The 17744-nt window shown below is 44.5% G+C and carries 19 protein-coding genes; 14 read left to right on the forward strand and 5 right to left on the reverse strand.

The window, feature by feature from the left end:
* Positions 1 to 69: 69 nt before the first annotated feature.
* Positions 70 to 1419, reverse strand: coding sequence for a sigma-54 interaction domain-containing protein (locus DK187_RS08395; protein ID WP_111606899.1), 1350 nt, complete (start codon positions 1417 to 1419; stop codon positions 70 to 72).
* Between the two features lie 155 nt (positions 1420 to 1574).
* Here DK187_RS08395 and DK187_RS08400 point away from each other — a divergent pair, with 155 nt between their 5' ends.
* Positions 1575 to 2045 (forward strand): hypothetical protein, encoded by a 471-nt coding sequence (locus tag DK187_RS08400; protein WP_111606900.1) that lies wholly within the window; start codon positions 1575 to 1577, stop codon positions 2043 to 2045.
* Positions 2046 to 2105: 60 nt separating this feature from the next.
* Here the strand turns inward: DK187_RS08400 and DK187_RS08405 are convergent, their stop codons facing one another.
* The gene (locus DK187_RS08405; protein ID WP_111606901.1) at positions 2106 to 2879 is read right to left on the reverse strand and encodes a hypothetical protein; all 774 of its coding nucleotides are present in this window, start codon (positions 2877 to 2879) and stop codon (positions 2106 to 2108) included.
* Positions 2880 to 3054: 175 nt separating this feature from the next.
* On the reverse strand, positions 3055 to 3822 hold the full coding sequence (hisA, locus tag DK187_RS08410) for a phosphoribosylformimino-5-aminoimidazole carboxamide ribotide isomerase (protein ID WP_111606902.1): 768 nt from the start codon (positions 3820 to 3822) through the stop codon (positions 3055 to 3057).
* 160 nt (positions 3823 to 3982) lie between these two features.
* Here hisA and arfB point away from each other — a divergent pair, with 160 nt between their 5' ends.
* The 7 genes from arfB (at position 3983) to DK187_RS08445 (ending at position 11260) form a co-directional block, all read left to right on the forward strand.
* The gene (arfB, locus tag DK187_RS08415; protein WP_111606903.1) at positions 3983 to 4396 is read left to right on the forward strand and encodes an alternative ribosome rescue aminoacyl-tRNA hydrolase ArfB; all 414 of its coding nucleotides are present in this window, start codon (positions 3983 to 3985) and stop codon (positions 4394 to 4396) included.
* A gap of 148 nt (positions 4397 to 4544) precedes the next feature.
* Positions 4545 to 4745, forward strand: coding sequence for a DUF1289 domain-containing protein (locus tag DK187_RS08420; protein WP_111606904.1), 201 nt, complete (start codon positions 4545 to 4547; stop codon positions 4743 to 4745).
* 236 nt (positions 4746 to 4981) lie between these two features.
* Positions 4982 to 6556, forward strand: a complete 1575-nt coding sequence (locus DK187_RS08425) for a cytochrome ubiquinol oxidase subunit I (protein ID WP_111606905.1) — start codon at positions 4982 to 4984, stop codon at positions 6554 to 6556.
* Position 6557: 1 nt separating this feature from the next.
* On the forward strand, positions 6558 to 7694 hold the full coding sequence (gene cydB, locus DK187_RS08430; protein WP_111606906.1) for a cytochrome d ubiquinol oxidase subunit II: 1137 nt from the start codon (positions 6558 to 6560) through the stop codon (positions 7692 to 7694).
* Positions 7695 to 7756: 62 nt separating this feature from the next.
* Complete coding sequence (cydX, locus tag DK187_RS08435; RefSeq protein ID WP_111606907.1) at positions 7757 to 7867, forward strand: cytochrome bd-I oxidase subunit CydX; 111 nt, start codon at positions 7757 to 7759, stop codon at positions 7865 to 7867.
* A 5-nt stretch (positions 7868 to 7872) separates the two neighbouring features.
* Entirely contained in the window at positions 7873 to 9633 is a 1761-nt protein-coding gene (gene cydD, locus DK187_RS08440) for a thiol reductant ABC exporter subunit CydD (protein ID WP_111606908.1), read from the forward strand.
* Positions 9605 to 11260 (forward strand): amino acid ABC transporter ATP-binding/permease protein, encoded by a 1656-nt coding sequence (locus tag DK187_RS08445; RefSeq protein WP_111606909.1) that lies wholly within the window; start codon positions 9605 to 9607, stop codon positions 11258 to 11260. Before cydD ends, DK187_RS08445 begins: the two co-directional genes overlap by 29 nt.
* 682 nt (positions 11261 to 11942) lie before the next feature.
* Here DK187_RS08445 and DK187_RS08450 read toward each other — a convergent pair.
* Together DK187_RS08450 and DK187_RS08455 are read right to left on the reverse strand one after the other, a co-directional pair.
* The gene (locus DK187_RS08450; RefSeq protein WP_111606910.1) at positions 11943 to 12215 is read right to left on the reverse strand and encodes a Txe/YoeB family addiction module toxin; all 273 of its coding nucleotides are present in this window, start codon (positions 12213 to 12215) and stop codon (positions 11943 to 11945) included.
* Positions 12196 to 12468, reverse strand: coding sequence for a type II toxin-antitoxin system Phd/YefM family antitoxin (locus DK187_RS08455; protein ID WP_111606911.1), 273 nt, complete (start codon positions 12466 to 12468; stop codon positions 12196 to 12198). The genes DK187_RS08450 and DK187_RS08455 overlap by 20 nt, the downstream gene beginning before the upstream one ends.
* 543 nt (positions 12469 to 13011) lie before the next feature.
* Here DK187_RS08455 and DK187_RS08465 point away from each other — a divergent pair.
* The 6 genes from DK187_RS08465 (at position 13012) to DK187_RS08490 (ending at position 17631) form a co-directional block, all read left to right on the forward strand.
* Entirely contained in the window at positions 13012 to 14679 is a 1668-nt protein-coding gene (locus DK187_RS08465) for a methyl-accepting chemotaxis protein (protein WP_111606913.1), read from the forward strand.
* Between the two features lie 109 nt (positions 14680 to 14788).
* Positions 14789 to 14986 (forward strand): hypothetical protein, encoded by a 198-nt coding sequence (locus tag DK187_RS08470; protein ID WP_111606914.1) that lies wholly within the window; start codon positions 14789 to 14791, stop codon positions 14984 to 14986.
* A 35-nt stretch (positions 14987 to 15021) separates the two neighbouring features.
* The gene (locus tag DK187_RS08475; protein ID WP_111606915.1) at positions 15022 to 15597 is read left to right on the forward strand and encodes a helix-turn-helix domain-containing protein; all 576 of its coding nucleotides are present in this window, start codon (positions 15022 to 15024) and stop codon (positions 15595 to 15597) included.
* Entirely contained in the window at positions 15594 to 16316 is a 723-nt protein-coding gene (locus tag DK187_RS08480) for an AzlC family ABC transporter permease (RefSeq protein WP_111606916.1), read from the forward strand. The genes DK187_RS08475 and DK187_RS08480 overlap by 4 nt, the downstream gene beginning before the upstream one ends.
* 2 nt (positions 16317 to 16318) lie before the next feature.
* A complete protein-coding gene (locus DK187_RS08485) occupies positions 16319 to 16660 on the forward strand; it encodes an AzlD domain-containing protein (protein WP_111606917.1) in 342 nt (113 codons plus the stop codon).
* 281 nt (positions 16661 to 16941) lie between these two features.
* Positions 16942 to 17631 carry a hypothetical protein gene (locus DK187_RS08490; protein WP_111606918.1) on the forward strand — a complete coding sequence of 230 codons (690 nt, stop codon included), beginning with the start codon at positions 16942 to 16944 and terminating at the stop codon, positions 17629 to 17631.
* Positions 17632 to 17744: the final 113 nt, after the last annotated feature.

Genomic DNA, 17744 nt, shown 5'->3' on the forward strand with positions numbered 1-17744 from the left:
TTGTGAAAACTTTGATCTTGTAAAGAGTACGTTAATCAGCGAAGTGGCGCAGTATATACAACACAGTTTTTATAAAAAGTCGACGTGTTCATATTTGTCGAGCTTGTTGTAAAGCGTTTTAATGCTGATGCCAAGTTGGTTTGCGGTATCGGTTTTATTGCCATCGTTCTTTTTTAATGTTTTGAGTATGGCGATTTTTTCCATATCGTCTAAGCGCATACCGGTAGGAACGCCATAGGTTGCGTCGTGTTTTGCCTGATCATTGAAATCATGGGTAATGAGATGTTCGGGATGAATGATATCGTCAGCCAGTATGTAGGCGCGTTCAATCGCATGTTTTAGTTCTCTGACATTACCAGGCCAAGTGTATCGGCCTATTTTTTCTAGGCTTTGAGATGAAAGCTGTTTGCGTTGGCCATCTTGAGTATTGCGGTAAGCTAAAAAATGTTGCGCAAGCCCACAGGCATCTCCTTCTCTGTCTCTTAGTCTGGGCGCCATGATGGGGAACTGCGCCAAACGGAAGTACAGGTCTTCACGAAAGATTTCGTCGCGAATGGCGTCTTTTGGTGTGCGGTTGGTGGCTGAAATGATTCGAACATTGGCCATTTTGACTTGTTGAGCACCGACGGGTTTGTATTCGCCACTTTCGAGCACTCTTAGCAGTTTGACTTGTTGTTCGTAAGGCATTTCGGTGACTTCATCTAGAAATAAAGTGCCGCCTTCAGCTTGTTCGAAAACGCCTTGGTGATCTTTATGGGCGCCAGTAAAAGCGCCTTTAACATGGCCAAATAATTCGCTATCAATAAGCTCAGGACTCAGTGCTCCGCAGTTGATAGCAACAAAGGGACCTTCGGCTCGCTGACTAAAAACGTGCAGCGTATTGGCAATGAGTTCTTTGCCTGTACCACTTTCACCGACGATAAATACGTTGGCTTTGGTTGCAGCGACTTTACGAATGGTTCGATAGAGTGAATGCATGGCCGTTGAAGAGCCGACTAACAAACCGAATTGGTCTAGATAACTGGTTTGTGTGCAAATGTTCTCATGGGAACGATTCAGCTCACAAAAGACTTCCTCTAACGAAGACTGAATCAGCTTAATATTGAAAGGAGCGCGATAATGAAAACCAGCACCTTTACGCATAAGACAATCCAGTATGGGATCGGGCGTTCCACGACTGAAGAACAAAAACTCGGTTTTGTAGAGTATCGGGCTATCAACTAATGCTTTTAGAGCAATGTCATGCAGCGAATTGACTTCGATAAGTGCTACATCACATTGGGCGTTAGTGAGCTGGTCAAGCCAGTTTTCACCCTGCTGGCTAATATTAAGCTCATATTGGCGAACGCTCTTTAGCGAAAGTAGGTTTGAAGCTAATAATGGATCTTGAACATGCATAAATAGCTTTGGGGAAGACATTATTATTTACCTGAATAGACCTTAAAAAAATTATGTGGCAATACAATCATAGGGTTGACGCTTGTGATAGCGCCCCTTATGAAACTTTGCAGTAAACACGACCTTAATCATCCTTATTTGCACAAAGCTCACCCTTTTTTGAAAGGAAACAGAGAATGCTTGACGCCCCGTTTTTACCAAAAGAGCCGTACCAAAATGCGGATATCCGCATCTTGTGTGACATATTTTCAATGTGCTTTGATGGTTTCTTTGCCAATTCCGCATTATGTGGTCGTGTCGGCAATACCTTGGATAAGCACGTTTTTAAAAAAGTATCGTCTTTGTATCGTCGCTTGGCCGAACGCTTGTTGCTTAACGTAGGTGCTTTACCAGAAGACACAGGCACAATGAATCCTGAACCTGGTTACGTAGCAACCGCTTATTTGTCAGCGCTCAATGCGCCCGATAGATATGCTCCTAGTCGGATTATGTTGGTGAATTGGCAGGTAATAAAACGTATTGGTAAGTTGGTGAGAAAGCTTGAAAATAAAATATTTGCCAACACGATCGTTGACTATCTGGCCTATATTCAGATCGTATTGGACAATACAGAACACAGACGGAAAACGGCAAAACTGCTTGGCTAGACAATCCTAGCGGTAACAAAGGCCTAAAGGTTTTTATAATTCCCCTAGGCCTGTATTCAATTATTTATTATCGACAATGCGATAATCTAACTTGCCAATAATATTGCCAGTATTGTTGTGTGTGGCAACATCAAAGCTGGCACTATTTTTGGTTTTGTTAGGATTGATGATGGATATCACATCACCATTGATGATCAACTGATAGGTTTCAGAAAACGTCACTTGCAAATCTTCCGACATGGGATTTTCAAATAGAATATTGTCTTTTAAGCGAATGACTCGGCTTTCACCGCGAACCCATTGTCCAACCAGTGGTTGTGCTTTAAATGTCGCATTATCATGGGACACCGTCGCTTCAGATAAGAAGATTTGTATGGTGTCTCCACGTGCCATGGTTTTCTGGCGCTCATTAACGCGAGCATTCAGTGAGGCCAGCTCCGTGCTGGTTTTGCTGATGTAAGTTCGTAGTGCCTGAATCGCGGCCTTAAGCTCTTTTGAGTTTAATTGCTCTATCGGGCGTAAGCTCGGTTGCTCAGTGGCTTCACCGACACGACTTTTGAGTTCTGTATAATTTTTTGTCGCTACTTGCTCTTGAGCTTTAAACTGTTCAACCAAGGTGTTTTTGGGTGAGCTACCTGTTGCGCCATTTAGATTAGGCTTCTTGTTGTCATTGATTTGAGCGTTATTAGCCTGTGCAGCCGCATCAGTGTTCGCTTTTTGTCCCTGAGGGATGATCTTCTCAGCTTTTTTAGGGGGGAAGTCTTGTAAAATTGGCATCGAGCAAGCGCTAATAATAAGCGTTGCAAGTAAAAGGCCAGTACGAAATATAGACATTAAATAATCCTAGGATTAGAGACGAAAAATAAGCTACCAAGTATGCGGTATGGTGAATAGTATGTCGAGCTGAGAGCGAGAGTATTTAAGGCATGATGGTAAATACAACGGCTTAAAAGAATACTCTCAGTCTCTGAACTCTTTTAGTAAAAGAACTTGGTGTGCGTTTTCCGCTCTACACTGAATGTTGAGATTGGTTCCACAAGATGCATTCGTCAAGTGTAATGCCATGGCCACCAAATATATCCAACGCGCTGCCTATGGTTAAATCGACTTTGCCATTAGACAACTCGTGAACGCGCTTAAGATCCGCCAACGAGCGCGCTCCTCCTGCGTAGGTGACAGCCACTGGGCAACCTTGTCCGAGAAGTGTCACTAGGTCTTCGTCAATACCCGCTTGTAAACCTTCTACGTCCGCAGCATGAATGAGAAATTCGTCGCAATGATTAGCCAGTTCAATCAAGTTTGCTTGATTCACTTGCGTTGAGGTGATCGTTTGCCAGCGATCAGTGGCAATGTACCAGCCATTTTCAGTCCGGCGACAGCTCAAATCCAGTACTAAACGGTCTGTACCTGTTTCACGTTTGATTTTGTCCAATCGATCCCATGAAAACTCACCGTTTTCAAATAGGTAAGATGTGACGATAACATGTGAAGCGCCAGCCTCTAAGTAGCTTGCGGCATTGTTGTCTTTTACGCCACCACCAAATTGTAAACCGTTAGGATAAGCACGAAGTGCGCTTAACGCTTCTTCTTGGTTGCCTTTTCCTAAAGCAATAACATGACCACCGACAAGACCATGTTCGCGATACATCAATGCATAATGTTCCGCATTATATTCACTGATAAAGTTCTCTGTGGCGCCTTTGTCATTTAGACTTCCACCGACAATTTGCTTAACCTTGCCTTGGTGCAGATCGATACAAGGACGGAACTGGGTCACAAAAAAACTCCTACTATTGTTAGTTTGAATAAAAAAGCGTTTCAAATAAAAAATGATTGTAACCGATAATTTATCGATAAACGATGCGTCAAAGCATATAGTTGCTAAGCCTGTTATAATCCTGTTCCATTCCAAAAGACAGACATATTAAGCAATCATCATGCTGCAAATAACGCTCGCCGTGGCGATCCCAGACCACGAAATTGAACTAACCGCTATCCGAGCGCAAGGCGCAGGCGGTCAAAATGTGAATAAAGTCTCTTCCGCCATTCATCTTAGGTTCAATGTTGCCCATTCTTCTTTGCCTGAATTTTATAAGGAACGTTTGTTAGCCCTTAGTGATTCGCGTTTAACTAAAGAGGGTGACATTGTGATTAAAGCGCAACAACACCGTACCCAAGAGCTGAATCGAGAGGACGCTTTGGCTCGCTTGAAAGCGCTTATTCTTGAAGCGGTTCGCGTGCAAAAAGCCCGTCGTCCCACCAAACCTACGCGTTCTTCACAGAAAAAGCGTATTGATCAGAAAAAGCAAAAAGGGCAAATCAAAAGTTTGCGGCGTAGCAATTGGGATTAAATTTTCTCTAACGTTATGAGCAATACTTATTTTTCTACAGTGTGATAGCCATGTAGTATGACGGGGTTACTTTCTTCAGCTTGTTAAAAAAGATGTGCTTGAAGCGGCTTACCACTCTTTTTGAACGTACGAACAAGAGACATAAACCATGCCAGAAAATCATGAACTGAACCCAATCATAAAAAGCCCTTGTATCCGTCAGTGCTGTCTTAATAGCGAAGACGTATGTGTGGGCTGCTATCGAACGATTAATGACATATTAATGTGGCAGGCAGCAACAAACGAGCAAAAAACCGAGATGTTGGCTAACGCCTTGCACCGCAAGAATAGAGCATTTGATGGTTCTTGAACGAAATACCTCCCCCGTTTTTATCTAAAGTCATGGTTTTTTACCTACTTATTTCTTTCACTCTCTTTATCTTGATCTAACGCAATGTTTTAAATCGAAACTGCACTCATAATCTGGCCTTATAGTAAGCCTCAAAAGGTTTGAGGCTACGGTGGGCGTTGGATAATAAGAGCACGGCAAAATGTTAAGTGTCTGCAAGCGCCTTTTTCTCAATCAAATGAATGGGTTGAAGTCATATGATTAACGAAGCTGTAGTGGAATTATCACGCTTTCAGTTTGCTTTCACAGCTCTGTACCACTATTTGTTTGTCCCTTTAACATTGGGGATGTCTTTCTTACTGGCAATCATGGAATCTGTCTATGTGATTACGGGTAAGCAAGTCTACAAAGACATGGTGAAGTTTTGGGGTAAATTGTTCGGTATTAACTTTGCATTGGGTGTCACAACCGGTTTGACGATGGAGTTCCAATTCGGAACCAACTGGTCTTACTACTCTCATTATGTTGGTGATATCTTTGGTGCTCCTTTGGCCATTGAAGGCCTCATGGCTTTCTTCCTTGAATCCACACTAGTGGGTTTGTTTTTCTTTGGTTGGGATCGCCTAAGCAAAGTAAAACACTTAATGGTGACATGGGGGGTTGCATTAGGGTCTAACTTATCCGCTTTGTGGATTTTGATCGCAAACGGTTGGATGCAAAATCCAGTTGGCTCTGAGTTCAACTACGAAACCATGCGTATGGAACTTGTGGATTTTGGCGCTTTGATTTTAAACCCAGTAGCGCAGGTTAAATTTGTTCACACTGTTTCGGCTGGTTACACCACCGGTGCCATGTTTGTCTTAGTGATTTCAAGCTACTATCTATTAAAAGGGCGTGATCTTGCTTTTGCTCGTCGTTCTTTTGCGATCGCGTCTGCGTTCGGCTTGGCGTCTATCTTGAGCGTTATTCTTCTAGGTGACGAGTCTGGTTATGAACTAGGCGAAGTTCAAAAAGTGAAGTTAGCAGCGGTTGAAGCAGAATGGGAAACCCAAGAAGCGCCAGCGGATTTCACCTTGATTGGTTTTCCGAATCAAGAACTTCAAGAAACCGAATTTGCTATCAAAATTCCTGGCTTAATGGGGTTAATTGCAACCCGTTCTCTCGACAAGGAAGTGGCTGGTATCAAAGAGCTGAAAGAGCATAACCGTCAGCGTATCATTAACGGTATCTATGCGAACCAACTGCTGGAGCAATTACGCAGTGGCTCAACAGATCCATTGGTGAAAGAAAACTTTGAAAAAGTCAAAGATGATCTAGGTTACGGTTTGTTGGTGACCGCCTTTAACGAAGACATGAACAAAGTGACTTCAGCAGAGATCGACCAAGCAGTAGAGTACTCTATTCCTCAAGTAGCGCCTTTGTTCTTCGCCTTCCGTATCATGGTGGGTTGTGGCTTCCTAATGCTGTTTGTGTTTGCTGTGGCCTTTTATCAAAACGCTCGTCGTCGTATTGGTAAAAATCCTCTGTTTCTTAAACTGATTATGCTGTGTTTACCGCTTCCTTGGATTGCGAATGAAGCTGGCTGGTTTGTGGCCGAATATGGTCGTCAGCCATGGGCGATTGGTGAAATTTTACCGGTTCATGTTGCTGTATCCAGCTTAACTGCAACGGAAATTTGGATAACGATCGCAGGCTTTGCGGTGCTGTACACCTCGTTCTTGGTTGCCGAAATGTATTTGATGATTCGTTTTGCGAAGCAGGGACCTTCTAGTTTGCATACAGGTCGCTATTCACTTGAACAAGAAACCGCTCAGCTAAAGCAAGGGGTGTAATATGGATTACGAATTATTAAAAGTCATTTGGTGGGTTTTGATTGGTGTCTTACTCATCGGCTTCTCAGTCACCGACGGTTTTGATATGGGTGTAGGAAGCTTGCTAAAAGTGATTGGTGGTACGGACTCTGAGCGCCGCATCATGATCAACTCGATTGCGCCTCACTGGGATGGCAACCAAGTTTGGTTTATCACCGCGGGTGGTGCTTTGTTTGCGGCTTGGCCGGTGGTGTACGCGACCTCATTCTCTGGTTTTTACTTTGCGATGATGTTGGTTTTGGCGGCGTTGTTCTTCCGTCCAATCGGTTTCGACTATCGCTCTAAGCTAGAAAATTCTAAATGGCGTACTAGCTGGGACTGGGGCATTGTGTTTGGTTCCGCTGTTCCGCCGATTATTTTCGGTGTGGCGTTTGGTAACTTGTTGCAAGGCGTACCGTTTCAGTTTGACCAATTTCTACGCGTGACTTACACAGGCTCTTTCTTTGGCTTGTTAAATCCATTTGCGATTCTTTGTGGTTTGGTTAGCTTAATGATGCTAATGACACAAGGCGGTGCTTGGTTACAAATGAAAACAGATGGCAATTTGCACCGTAAAGCCTGCATAGCCACCACAGTAACAGGTACGTTAGCCGCGGTTTTCTTCATTATCGCGGGCATCTGGTTGGCCTATGGTATCGATGGTTATGTGTTGACCAGTGTTATTGACGGTAATAAAGCCATGACACCTTTAATGAAAACCGCAGAAGTGCAAGCCGGTGCTTGGTTAGCCAACTACGATAAAGTGCCAGCATTAATGTTAGCGCCGATTGTGGGTATTGTAGGGATGTTAGTGGCCGCGTTGGCTGGCGTGATGAGAAAGGCAGCTTTAGCCTTCTTGAGTTCATCGCTTGGTATTGCGGGCATTATTATCACAGCGGGTGGGTCCATGTTCCCGTTCTTGATGCCGTCTTCAAGCTACCCAAGCATGAGTTTAACTTTGTGGGATGCCACATCAAGTCATAACACCATGATGATTATGTTTGTTGTTGCTTGCATCTTTGTCCCCATCGTTCTTGGTTATACATTGTGGAGTTACCTCGTAATGTATGGTCGCTTGACGAAGAAGCACATAGAAGAAAATACACACTCATTGTATTAGTCATGAGTTAGCGATAGAGCTCCATGAGCTCTATCCTTGAGTACTAAATAGAGGAATCAGTTATGTGGTATTTTGCTTGGATTTTGGGCATTTTATTAGCCTGCTCTTTCGGTATTATCAATGCCGTTTGGTTAGAGTTTAGTGGTTACGAAGGTGAAGAGGAGCAGAAGTAAGCCTTATGACGAGAGAGAAGGGAACACAAAAGGCTCGTCGACCTAGTCGAATCAAAACGCCAGAAGCGGTATTTTTAGGGCAGCTAGCGAATCAGCAGGCTTCAAAATACCGAATGGCGCAAGGTTTTGGGGTATTGTTTTCGGTGTCTTTGGTGTTGCAGGCTTGGGCGTTAGCGAATGTTTTTTCGGACATGGCGCTGCATCAGTCTGTTTCACTGTCTCTCTTAGTTGTGGGTTTATTTGCTCTACTGATCCGTGCCTTGGCTAACTTTGGCCGAGAGCGTATTTGCACCAGCGCAAGCCGTGATATTCGCTACGGCTTGCGTCGTCAATTGGTATCGCATCTGACAAATCTTGGGCCTGCGCGCTTAAGAATCGAGGAAGATGCGGCGCTGTCTACACGTGTTTACGAACAAGTTGACGCGTTAGACGATTTCTTTAGTCGCTATAAACCCCAAGTGTTTATGGTGACCTTAATTCCCTGCGTGATCCTGCTTTCTGTGGTGTCTATCTCTTGGATCACCTTTTTTGTTTTTATGCTGACGGCACCTTTGGTTATTGTTTTTATGATCTTTGTCGGCCACAAAGCGGCTCAGGCCAACCGTCGCCAATTTAATGTCTTGGCCATGTTGTCCAATCAATTCATGGATTTGAGCCAAGGGCTGGCTGAATTAAAACGTCTTAACAGAACCAAAGAAGCACGAGAGCGTTTGTCTGATAGCGCAACGGCCTACCAGAAAACCACCATGGGCGTCTTGGTGTTGGCCTTTTTATCGACCGCAACCCTAGAGCTATTTGCATCACTTTCTATTGCCATGATTGCCTTATACTTAGGGTTAGGCTTATTGGAAATCCTACCTTGGCAAACTGGTTCATCGCCGGTTACCTTAACCCAAGCCATGTTCCTTTTATTACTTGCCCCAGAATTTTATTTGCCGTTGCGCCAGCTTGGTAACGACTACCATGCCAAGCAAAAAGCCGAAGCCGCCGCGACAGATTTATTAGAGATTTTAGAGGCGCCTGCGCACGCTATTTCTTCACAAGAGCAAAACCTCCCCGTCGCAGCGAGTGACGCTAAGCTTTTAGGCCAACGGGGATCTATACGATTTGATAACCTAAGCTGGCATGATGCGGGTCGTTATCGATTGGCTCCCATCACTGCCAACATCAACGCTGGCGAACGTATCTGGTTGAGTGGTGAGTCTGGTGTTGGCAAGTCCAGTCTTTTACATCTTTTACTGGGATTTGAAGAAGATTATCAAGGCCAACTTTTGGTGAATGACAACCCCTTTCAGGAAATAAATTTAGCCGCATGGCGAGCAAAACTGGCTTGGCTACCGCAAACACCGGAATGGGTAAACGGCAGCATTCGCCGCAACTTACTGTTGGGTATTGAAACGCCCAGCGAAGAGACCTTGCAGGCGGCGTTAATTGAAAGCCAATGTGATGCCTTTATTCAGCCGCTTCCGGCGGGATTAGACACCAAGCTCACGGAATTAGGCGCCGGCTTATCAGGCGGACAAATGCAGCGTCTTTCTATCGCCAGGGCGTTGTTATCAAACGCCGACATATGGCTACTCGATGAGCCTTGCTCTGGATTGGATAAAGAGACTGCTCAGGCGGTATTAGCAACGTTAAAACGCGTATCAAAAGGCAAAACCTTGCTCATTGTTAGCCACGACACTCACCCAATACTCTGGGCCGACAAACATTGGGCTCTAACCAAAGGAGGGTTGCATGAACAACGTACCCAAGCTATCGCTTAAACGTCTTTTGCTGGCTAACCCGTGGGGTTTTATTATCCCTGTTGTGACTGGTATGGCTGCCACCTTGGCTGGTGTTGCGTTACTAGGTCTTTCTGGCTGGTTTATCTCCGCGGCGGGCTTAGCAACAGCGATGGGCGTTGGAATGGTTTTTAACTATTTAACACCTGGCGCGATTGTGCGCGGTCTGTCTATTCTTCGTACCGCAGGCCGCTATGGCGAGCAAGTGACCGCTCATAATCATCTATTTGGACTACTGCGTATTTTACGCCTTTGGGTATGGGATCAGCGCGTCGCTAAAGACGCCGCCAATTTGCACGAACAAAGCCGAGGTGATTTGTTACAACGCCTAGTGAATGACCTTGACCAGATTATTCGCTGGCCCTTGGTGGTATTTTTGCCTTGGATATACGCTTTATCTGCTTACCTAGCGGTGTCTATTTTTGCCTACTTCATCACACCTGTTTTACTATGGCCGATTGCCATCGCGGCGCTGCTACAAATTTTAGTCGTGCCTTATGTGTGTGGACGTTTTGCCAGCCATGCTGTGCATGTTGGGCTGATTTTAGGGGTTCACCGTCGTAGTCGCTTTGTGAGCTTATTTTCTGCCTTAATCACCTTGACCATTCGTGGTCATTGGAAAGATTACGCGCAACGCCTAGGCGAACTGGATGAGCGTCAGCGCCGGATGGAAATTCGTATTCAACAAGCCATCAGCCTTGGTCGTTTACTGTCTTATGGCGTAACCATCCTACTCATCGCCAGCAGCTTTTTTCTACTCAGTGAACGCAACCCAGAGACCAACCACTGGACGCTTATTGCTGGTGTACAAGGTACTTGGGTCGTGGGGTATGTTTTATCTTTATTGGCCGTGAATGAATTGGTATTGCCCCTAGTACAATCCTTCGTCGCTCAAGGTCAATCTCAAGTAGGCTTGCGCCGTTTAAACCAACTACACCAAGATGCCCAAGCTCAGCCAGAAGGCAAAATAGATCGCATTCAACAGATGGTATTCAAACACTGGCGCGGCTTTCATGCGTCCAGCGGTATGGGCAATACCGCCATCGACCTGTCTGCTAATTTGGGCGATACCCTCTGGCTTCGTGGTGCCAGTGGCTCAGGAAAATCCACCTTACTGGCAGCCATCGCTGGTGACTGTTTGTCATCAGGTGAAGCCATTATCAACAATGAAAAATGCGATCTGTACAGTAATCAGAATTATCAAGCGCAGCTAAGCTACCTGCCACAATCACCATACATCTTTCAACAAAGCATCGCGGCTAACTTATACCTAGGCAACCCCAATGCCAGCGACGAACAACTCTGGGCGGTACTCGACGCCGTCTGCCTCGCCGACTGGGTCAAAAGCCTACCGAACGGACTGGAAACCTTACTCAGCTCCCAAGGACGCAACCTATCCGGCGGACAACGCAAACGCCTCGCCTTAGCACGTCTTTTATTGCGAGAAGCCCCCGTCCTGCTGCTAGACGAACCCTTCGACGGACTCGACAAAGCCACTATCGAAAGAATTTGTCATTCACTACAGAACGACTACAAACCAGACATCTTAATCCTCGTCAGCCACGTTGGCAGTCGCATCGGCGACAACGCGAGAGTGATAGAGCTGTAGCTCTTTTTCCCTCCCCTTATGTCTTCCAAGGGGAGGGTTAGGGAGGGGTTATTCTCTTCTTTGGGTTCTATTCAAACGCTTTGCATTCCCGACCTTTTTTCCGCTCTGCTGAGCGGGTTACTTTTGTCCAGATCCACAAAAGTAACCAAAAGGTCTCTTTAAGATCTTTAATGCCTGATTTTCTTCATCGAGAAATAGCTTTTGCGACGCTCTGGGACAGTAAGGCATAGATTGGTTTTGCTGTTCGAGAGAGTTTTTCTGTTAATGACCCTGAAACTCCATAAAGTCGCGCAACTTCGTCGCGTCGAACTGACTTCACTGTAGTAAGACCAAAGCGTAGTGCATCATAAGCACAGTGTCATGTGTCGGTTGTTGTAGGTCGTGGCTTCAGCCCGACGCGGAATTCATGTTCCATGCAAACGCTTTGCATTCCCAACCTTTTTTCCGTTTTACTGAGCAGCTGAGACAAGTCATTACCGCGAAGGCGAGAATCAATCTTTTATGGGTTAGAGTAGGTCGCGGCTTCAGCTCGACGCGGAATTCATGTGCGATTGGGATAATTAGTCCCAGAAAAGAATGATCTCTTCACAAAGATGCTCGCTTGTCGTTATGTTATTTCACGTTGACCTACTATATCGGCCATTGTCATCAATTTAGCTAAGACAAACTGTCGTGTTAGATGTTAGGGCTGATCATAGTGACCGCCAATAGCGAAGACATAAATAGACTTTTCGTCGAACCGATATATTAAACGATCTTTCAGCGATATCCGCTTAGACCACAGGCCTGAGAGGTTGTGCTTTAATGGTTCCGGTTTACCTAGACCAGTAGACGGGTCATTTGATCGCAGCATTTCCTTGAGCAGTTTGCATAAGGCTTTGTGTAATCGTTTGTCTTTTTCACGCATAGTTTCATACGCTTCCCAAGTATTGCCTTCAAATACCAGTGATTTCATCCATTTGCTCGCTAGTTGGTTGATAACCGGTTCCATGAGTGTGGGTCTCAATAGAGTCGGCAATTTGTTGCATGAGACTCTTGCTTTTCAGAACGTGAATGGTTTCCTGTTCTTGCTCCCAGTCGTCTGCGCTTATTACAATAAAAGCCTCTCCGGCTCTTCGGGTTACCTTAAGCGGCTCATGCTTGTTAACCACTTGCTCTACAACGCTTTTCAGATTGTCTCGGAATTTGTTTACACTGATCGTATCCATAGCGGCACCTTAATGTACTGAATATCCGTACAAGTATACGTTAAGAAGCATAAACAAACCATTCGCCTTTGGGGGGCAAGCCATATCAAGGAATTAACATTATAGACAGCGCCATTGGCAAGAAATCAATGAACCAGATGAAAAGAGCTGAGGGATAAGGCTTGCCAATTGCGTGAAGTCGACGTAAAAAAGACATAGCGTAAAAGCTCAAGTTCAGCAAAGTTCGCCAACTAAACAGTGTCCAACTATCATCTGTTAGCATTAGTTTCGGCATTTGGGGCGGTTACTTTGATTTTTAATGAAACTATTATAACTGCTTCTCTTTTTGCTTGTTTTTCATACAGAAAAGACCAGCACGCTCTAGCCAAAGCATCACTTCACGACAGCCATATTATTCCTACTCAAAAAACACTTAAATAAGCCCGTCAACATAGAAATAGTTATATGGATATTCTTTTTTATTTGATATATTCACAAAAAATAACTTAAAGACACAGTTTGTGTCTTTATTAATTAAAAATACCTAAGGACAGAAGAAAAAACATGTCAAATTTGACGATCAAAGCGCGTGTCTACGGGCTTTCTATCATTCCCTTGTTATTAATTAGCTTTGGGATGATTTTCATCTCTTACCAACAAATTTCTAACTTAAATCAGAGCCAGCAAGAGTTGATCCACCAACGACTCTCAGAGCAAAAACGCTCCGAAATAAAGGCTTATATAGAAATTATTGATTCATCTTTGACATCACTGAAAGAAAAAAATGCAGACCTACAAATGGTAGTGGACACGCTTTCTCACATTCGTTTTGGTGATAGTGGTTATGTTTTTGGCTACGACAGCAAGGGCAATCGTTACTTCCTTGGAGACACAGGCAAGGACATAGGTGAAAACTTCTGGGACATGCAAGACACGAAGGGAAATTACCTCATCCGCAATCTCATCAGCCAAGCCAAAAATGGCGGTGGATATTCGAGCTATTATTTCCCCAGACCTGGCGAGACAATTTCGTATGAAAAGCTAAGTTATTCTATTTACGAACCTCAGTGGGATATGACTATAGGTATGGGATTCTACATCGACGATGTTGAATTGATTACTGCACAAATGGCAGACAGAGCAAAACAAAAAATGTATGAAAGTTTTATGTGGATGGCAATCATGGGGGGCAGCATCTTGATCCTTGTCTCTATTGTCACCATTTTATTCAGCCGTAGCATTATAATCCCTTTGCAACGCTTTGATCAGTCCATTGCCCGATTTGCTAATGGTGATGCTGATTTAACGGCTCGAATGGAGTCATATTCTATTCCTGAATACACTTCACTCAGTCAAAACTTCAATCGATTTGTTGAAAATTTACAAAGTATTATTCGTCAACTAAGAGTCAACAGTGATTCCATCAATAATGAAACCGGACGCATGCTTGAGCGTTCTAGTCAGGTTGATCAGTTATCGAATACACAACGAGAGGAAACCGAGCTGGTCGCTACTTCCGTAACACAAATGACCGCTACAGCACATGACATTTCTCAAAATGCCTCAAGCGCTGCATCAGCTGCCCAGTCAGCTGATGGCAAAGCAAAAGAAGCCATGTCGACTGTAGACTCCGCTGTTGATTCTGTCTCTATATTAGCTAACAAACTTGAATCAGCAAGCGCAGTTATGGACAAGCTAAAAAACAATGTCAGTAACATTTCCTCTTCTCTGGACGTAATTCAGGAAATTGCAGAGCAAACTAACCTATTAGCTCTGAATGCCGCGATCGAAGCCGCTCGAGCTGGAGAACAAGGTCGTGGGTTTGCTGTAGTAGCGGATGAAGTTCGACAGCTTGCTAGCCGAACTCAACAGAGTACAGGTAGTATTAAACAGATCATTGAGCAACTAAAAGACGCAACTCAAGCAGCCGTTCAATCTATGCTGGACAGTCGCTCGCAAAGCGAAGATACCGTACTAAAAGCGCGTCAAGCAAGTAACGCACTGATAGAAATTCTTGATTCTGTTAGTAAAATAATGGACATGAACAATCTAATAGCAACCGCCACCGAAGAACAAAGCCAGGTTGGTCAAGATATTTCAAAGCGTGTTGAACTTATTTCTGACCAAAGCTTACAGGTGGCACAAGTGTCGGATAAAAACCGTCAAGGAAGTCATGAATTAAGAGATCAAACTCTGGAGTTAAAATCTCTCGTGGATCGATTTACGGTGTAATAAAGGTTTACATGTCACCATCAAGAACCAGCCTAATTAGGTTGGTTCTTATCTCTTCAATGCTTTTGTAAAGCTGCTCACGTGACAATCAGCGCAAATTAAGGGTCAGATGAAAAATAGGGTGGGCATTTTTCGTTCCATCGATTGGTTTCGTGATAAACAAGCAACCCACTTAAAAGCCAGTCATTCCAAGAATAATTTAGGGTTAGATGAGTCCTTCAAAGCGTTAGCTGATGAACTCGTTTCCTTCCTCTCAACCCAGTCTATTTCCCACAATTCTATTGACTTTCGTTTGTTCTTTATATAGAACGTTCTTTATATAGAACGAATTTGAGAAGTATGATGAATAAACCGATTCTCGGCTCGTTGGGCCGAAATATACAAAATTTGCGTATGACAAAGGGTTTATCTTTGTCTCAGTTGGCGCAGGATGCGGGGCTGGCGAAGTCGAACTTGTCTCGGATTGAGCAGGGCGACGGTAATCCGACTTTAGAAACGATTTGGCGGTTGGCGGTGCAGCTGAATGTTCCCTTTGGGGATTTGGTTGCCAGTGTGGAATCCCCGCTAGGAGAAAACGGTGTGCAGGTTAGGCTGATTGATCAAGGCGACGACAACCCGAGGGTGGATGTGTATTGGATGTCTTGTGCGCCCAATACCATTAAGCAATCTGAGCCGCATATTGCTGGCACGACAGAAGCCATCACCTTAATCAGTGGGAAATTGCTGGCGGGTGAAAATGATGACTTGCGCTATTTAGACATTGGTAAAACGCATACGTTTGCCGCCGATGTGCCGCATCGTTATCAAACAGACGATTCATGGGCAACCTTAATGATGGTCATTACCTATGCTAAACAGGAATGTGCTAAACAGGCTTATGTTAAACAGGACGACACTAAACAGGATCTTTTATCATGAATACAACAACTCAAACTCTTGCCGGAACACCTTGGAAACAAGGGGTAAAAGATGCGATTCCACTGCTTGGCGGTTACATTCCGGTGGCGATTTCTTTTGGTCTGATTTCGATCCAGTCTGGCTTTAGTGTGTTAGAGACAATTCTTATCTCTACCTTTATTTACGCTGGCGCGTCACAGTTTTTGTTTGTTGCCATGGCCGCTTCTGGAGCGCCGCTCTGGTTAGTGGTCATCATGACCTTGTTGATCAATGCAAGGCATGTTGTTTACGGTCCAAATCTGTCTCCCTTTTTAAACCATGACAAAAAGTGGTTGCCATTGATGCACGGGTTGACGGATCAAATCTTTGCGTTGTCTCACAGCCGTTTGCCTCAGCTGCCAGAGCAAGCAAGGATAGGTTGGTACACGGGGGCAGCGGTGTTAGCTTGGTTAAGCTGGATTGCGGGTACCGCACTGGGTGCCATTGCTGGTGACGAATTGACACAACGTTGGCCATTAATCAATGATATTTTACCATTTGCACTGCCGGCTTTATTTCTCGTTTTAATCATTCCACGTTGCAATAATCGTTTGTGGTCAATGACCATTGCGTTGTCTGCGATCACCGCGGTGATTTTGAAAATGTTAGGTTACCCCAATGTCGCTATTCCATTGGCGGCTCTGTGTGGCGCGTTGTTGTTTTATGCGTTGAAAGATCAACGTATTGTAGGAGGACACTAAGCATGGACACTTCTATGTGGCTGGCGCTTGTCAGTATTGCGGTTGGCACGTATTTATTGCGTCTTTTACCCTATGTTTGGATGAAGCGAAGTCTGGCGAAAAAACAAATGGAAGGGGGGATTGGCGCCATGCCAATTTGGTTGACAATACTAGGGCCAACCATGATCGCCGCTATGTTTGGGACGTCTTTAGTGCCGATTCATTCTGATGCAGTGTCTTGGTTGGCGACTGGAGTTGGTACGCTCATTACTTTCGGTGTTTGGACACGTACTCGCTCCATGGGCTTGCCCATTTTATGTGGGGTAGTGGCATTTGGAATCATTACGTTACTTTTACCAGTATGAACCAAGATAGATTTCGCTGATAAGGAATAGAGCATTCAATGTGTGGAAGATAAAAAATAGAACGTCTTTATCATTTGCCACAAAGCACTTATCTGCATTGAACTTGGCTGGCGGTGTTGTGTGAAGCGATTCCAAAACATTTCTGCCTATAGATAGCATGTTGCTGCCACTCCCTGTACATTGGTGACTCGGTCTGTTTCTTTATTAAGATCAATATTGGCTATTTACAAAGCCTCCCAGTGTTATTTCCTGCAATGTTAGCGTTCAAATAGGAGTGCTCGATGCAAGTTAAGTTTACCGTTCAAATCGATTCCTTTAAGAAGATTAGTAAGATTCCAAATGCGTGGTCTGGTGACGAATACAAAGCGCTTCTGACGCTGATGGATTTTGATGACGATGTCGAAGCCATGGATGCAGCAGAGCTGCGCGAGATGTGCATGATGTCGCTCAATGATCAAGAGCCTGCAGGCGCTGCAAAGGTCGTATTAACGCATCTATTTCCTGAGCTATCTGCAGGGAAGGTAGACCAAATAAGTCATGATATGTTGGATGATCGCTCATGGGAAGAATACCCAGATTGCCTGTTACATGAGCGTTTTTTTAGTGCTTATGCCTTGTTGCGCGAAGCCTTTAATGGCACCTTCGCGAAGCCTACTGGGGTCGAGCTTGCGATGACAGTGACTGCGGAGCATATTGAAGATATGGCGATTTTTGATGAGTCGTTACATTCTTCCATTGTACGCTTATTGGCGAATGGGCAAGGCGATGATGCATTAATCAATCGTTTATACGAAGATCAAATTAAAGGCACACATTTCCCTGAAGCGCCGGGTTTGGTGTGGCAGCTTAAGCAAGTGGCTGGCGAAGGCACAACCCGCCAGTTTAGCTTGGTGAGTTCCTATTTCTGGATGGAGAACTTCGAGCAGGTGGAAAGTTTTGAAGCCGAATCTCATGCGGATGAAGAAGAATAGCTTAGTGGCGTGAGTTGAATTTAGTACACTAAGACAATAAAAAAGCGGATCAAGTGATTCGCTTTTTTCGTTTCCGAGGTTGGCAAACATGCAATATTTCGATTTAATTCCGA

Origin of the sequence: Marinomonas arctica (assembly GCF_003259225.1) — a bacterium.
Classification (GTDB): domain Bacteria; phylum Pseudomonadota; class Gammaproteobacteria; order Pseudomonadales; family Marinomonadaceae; genus Marinomonas; species Marinomonas arctica.

Excerpts from the sequence above, each read along its gene's own strand:
- DK187_RS08395 (WP_111606899.1), bottom strand. The coding sequence starts at position 1,419 with ATGTCTTCCCCAAAGCTATTTATGCATGTTCAAGATCCATTATTAGCT.
- DK187_RS08400 (WP_111606900.1), top strand. The coding sequence starts at position 1,575 with ATGCTTGACGCCCCGTTTTTACCAAAAGAGCCGTACCAAAATGCGGAT.
- DK187_RS08405 (WP_111606901.1), bottom strand. The coding sequence starts at position 2,879 with ATGTCTATATTTCGTACTGGCCTTTTACTTGCAACGCTTATTATTAGC.
- arfB (WP_111606903.1), top strand. The coding sequence starts at position 3,983 with ATGCTGCAAATAACGCTCGCCGTGGCGATCCCAGACCACGAAATTGAA.
- DK187_RS08420 (WP_111606904.1), top strand. The coding sequence starts at position 4,545 with ATGCCAGAAAATCATGAACTGAACCCAATCATAAAAAGCCCTTGTATC.
- DK187_RS08425 (WP_111606905.1), top strand. The coding sequence starts at position 4,982 with ATGATTAACGAAGCTGTAGTGGAATTATCACGCTTTCAGTTTGCTTTC.
- cydB (WP_111606906.1), top strand. The coding sequence starts at position 6,558 with ATGGATTACGAATTATTAAAAGTCATTTGGTGGGTTTTGATTGGTGTC.
- cydX (WP_111606907.1), top strand. The coding sequence starts at position 7,757 with ATGTGGTATTTTGCTTGGATTTTGGGCATTTTATTAGCCTGCTCTTTC.
- cydD (WP_111606908.1), top strand. The coding sequence starts at position 7,873 with ATGACGAGAGAGAAGGGAACACAAAAGGCTCGTCGACCTAGTCGAATC.
- DK187_RS08445 (WP_111606909.1), top strand. The coding sequence starts at position 9,605 with ATGAACAACGTACCCAAGCTATCGCTTAAACGTCTTTTGCTGGCTAAC.
- DK187_RS08450 (WP_111606910.1), bottom strand. The coding sequence starts at position 12,215 with ATGAAATCACTGGTATTTGAAGGCAATACTTGGGAAGCGTATGAAACT.
- DK187_RS08455 (WP_111606911.1), bottom strand. The coding sequence starts at position 12,468 with ATGGATACGATCAGTGTAAACAAATTCCGAGACAATCTGAAAAGCGTT.
- DK187_RS08465 (WP_111606913.1), top strand. The coding sequence starts at position 13,012 with ATGTCAAATTTGACGATCAAAGCGCGTGTCTACGGGCTTTCTATCATT.
- DK187_RS08470 (WP_111606914.1), top strand. The coding sequence starts at position 14,789 with ATGAAAAATAGGGTGGGCATTTTTCGTTCCATCGATTGGTTTCGTGAT.
- DK187_RS08475 (WP_111606915.1), top strand. The coding sequence starts at position 15,022 with ATGAATAAACCGATTCTCGGCTCGTTGGGCCGAAATATACAAAATTTG.
- DK187_RS08480 (WP_111606916.1), top strand. The coding sequence starts at position 15,594 with ATGAATACAACAACTCAAACTCTTGCCGGAACACCTTGGAAACAAGGG.
- DK187_RS08485 (WP_111606917.1), top strand. The coding sequence starts at position 16,319 with ATGGACACTTCTATGTGGCTGGCGCTTGTCAGTATTGCGGTTGGCACG.
- DK187_RS08490 (WP_111606918.1), top strand. The coding sequence starts at position 16,942 with ATGCAAGTTAAGTTTACCGTTCAAATCGATTCCTTTAAGAAGATTAGT.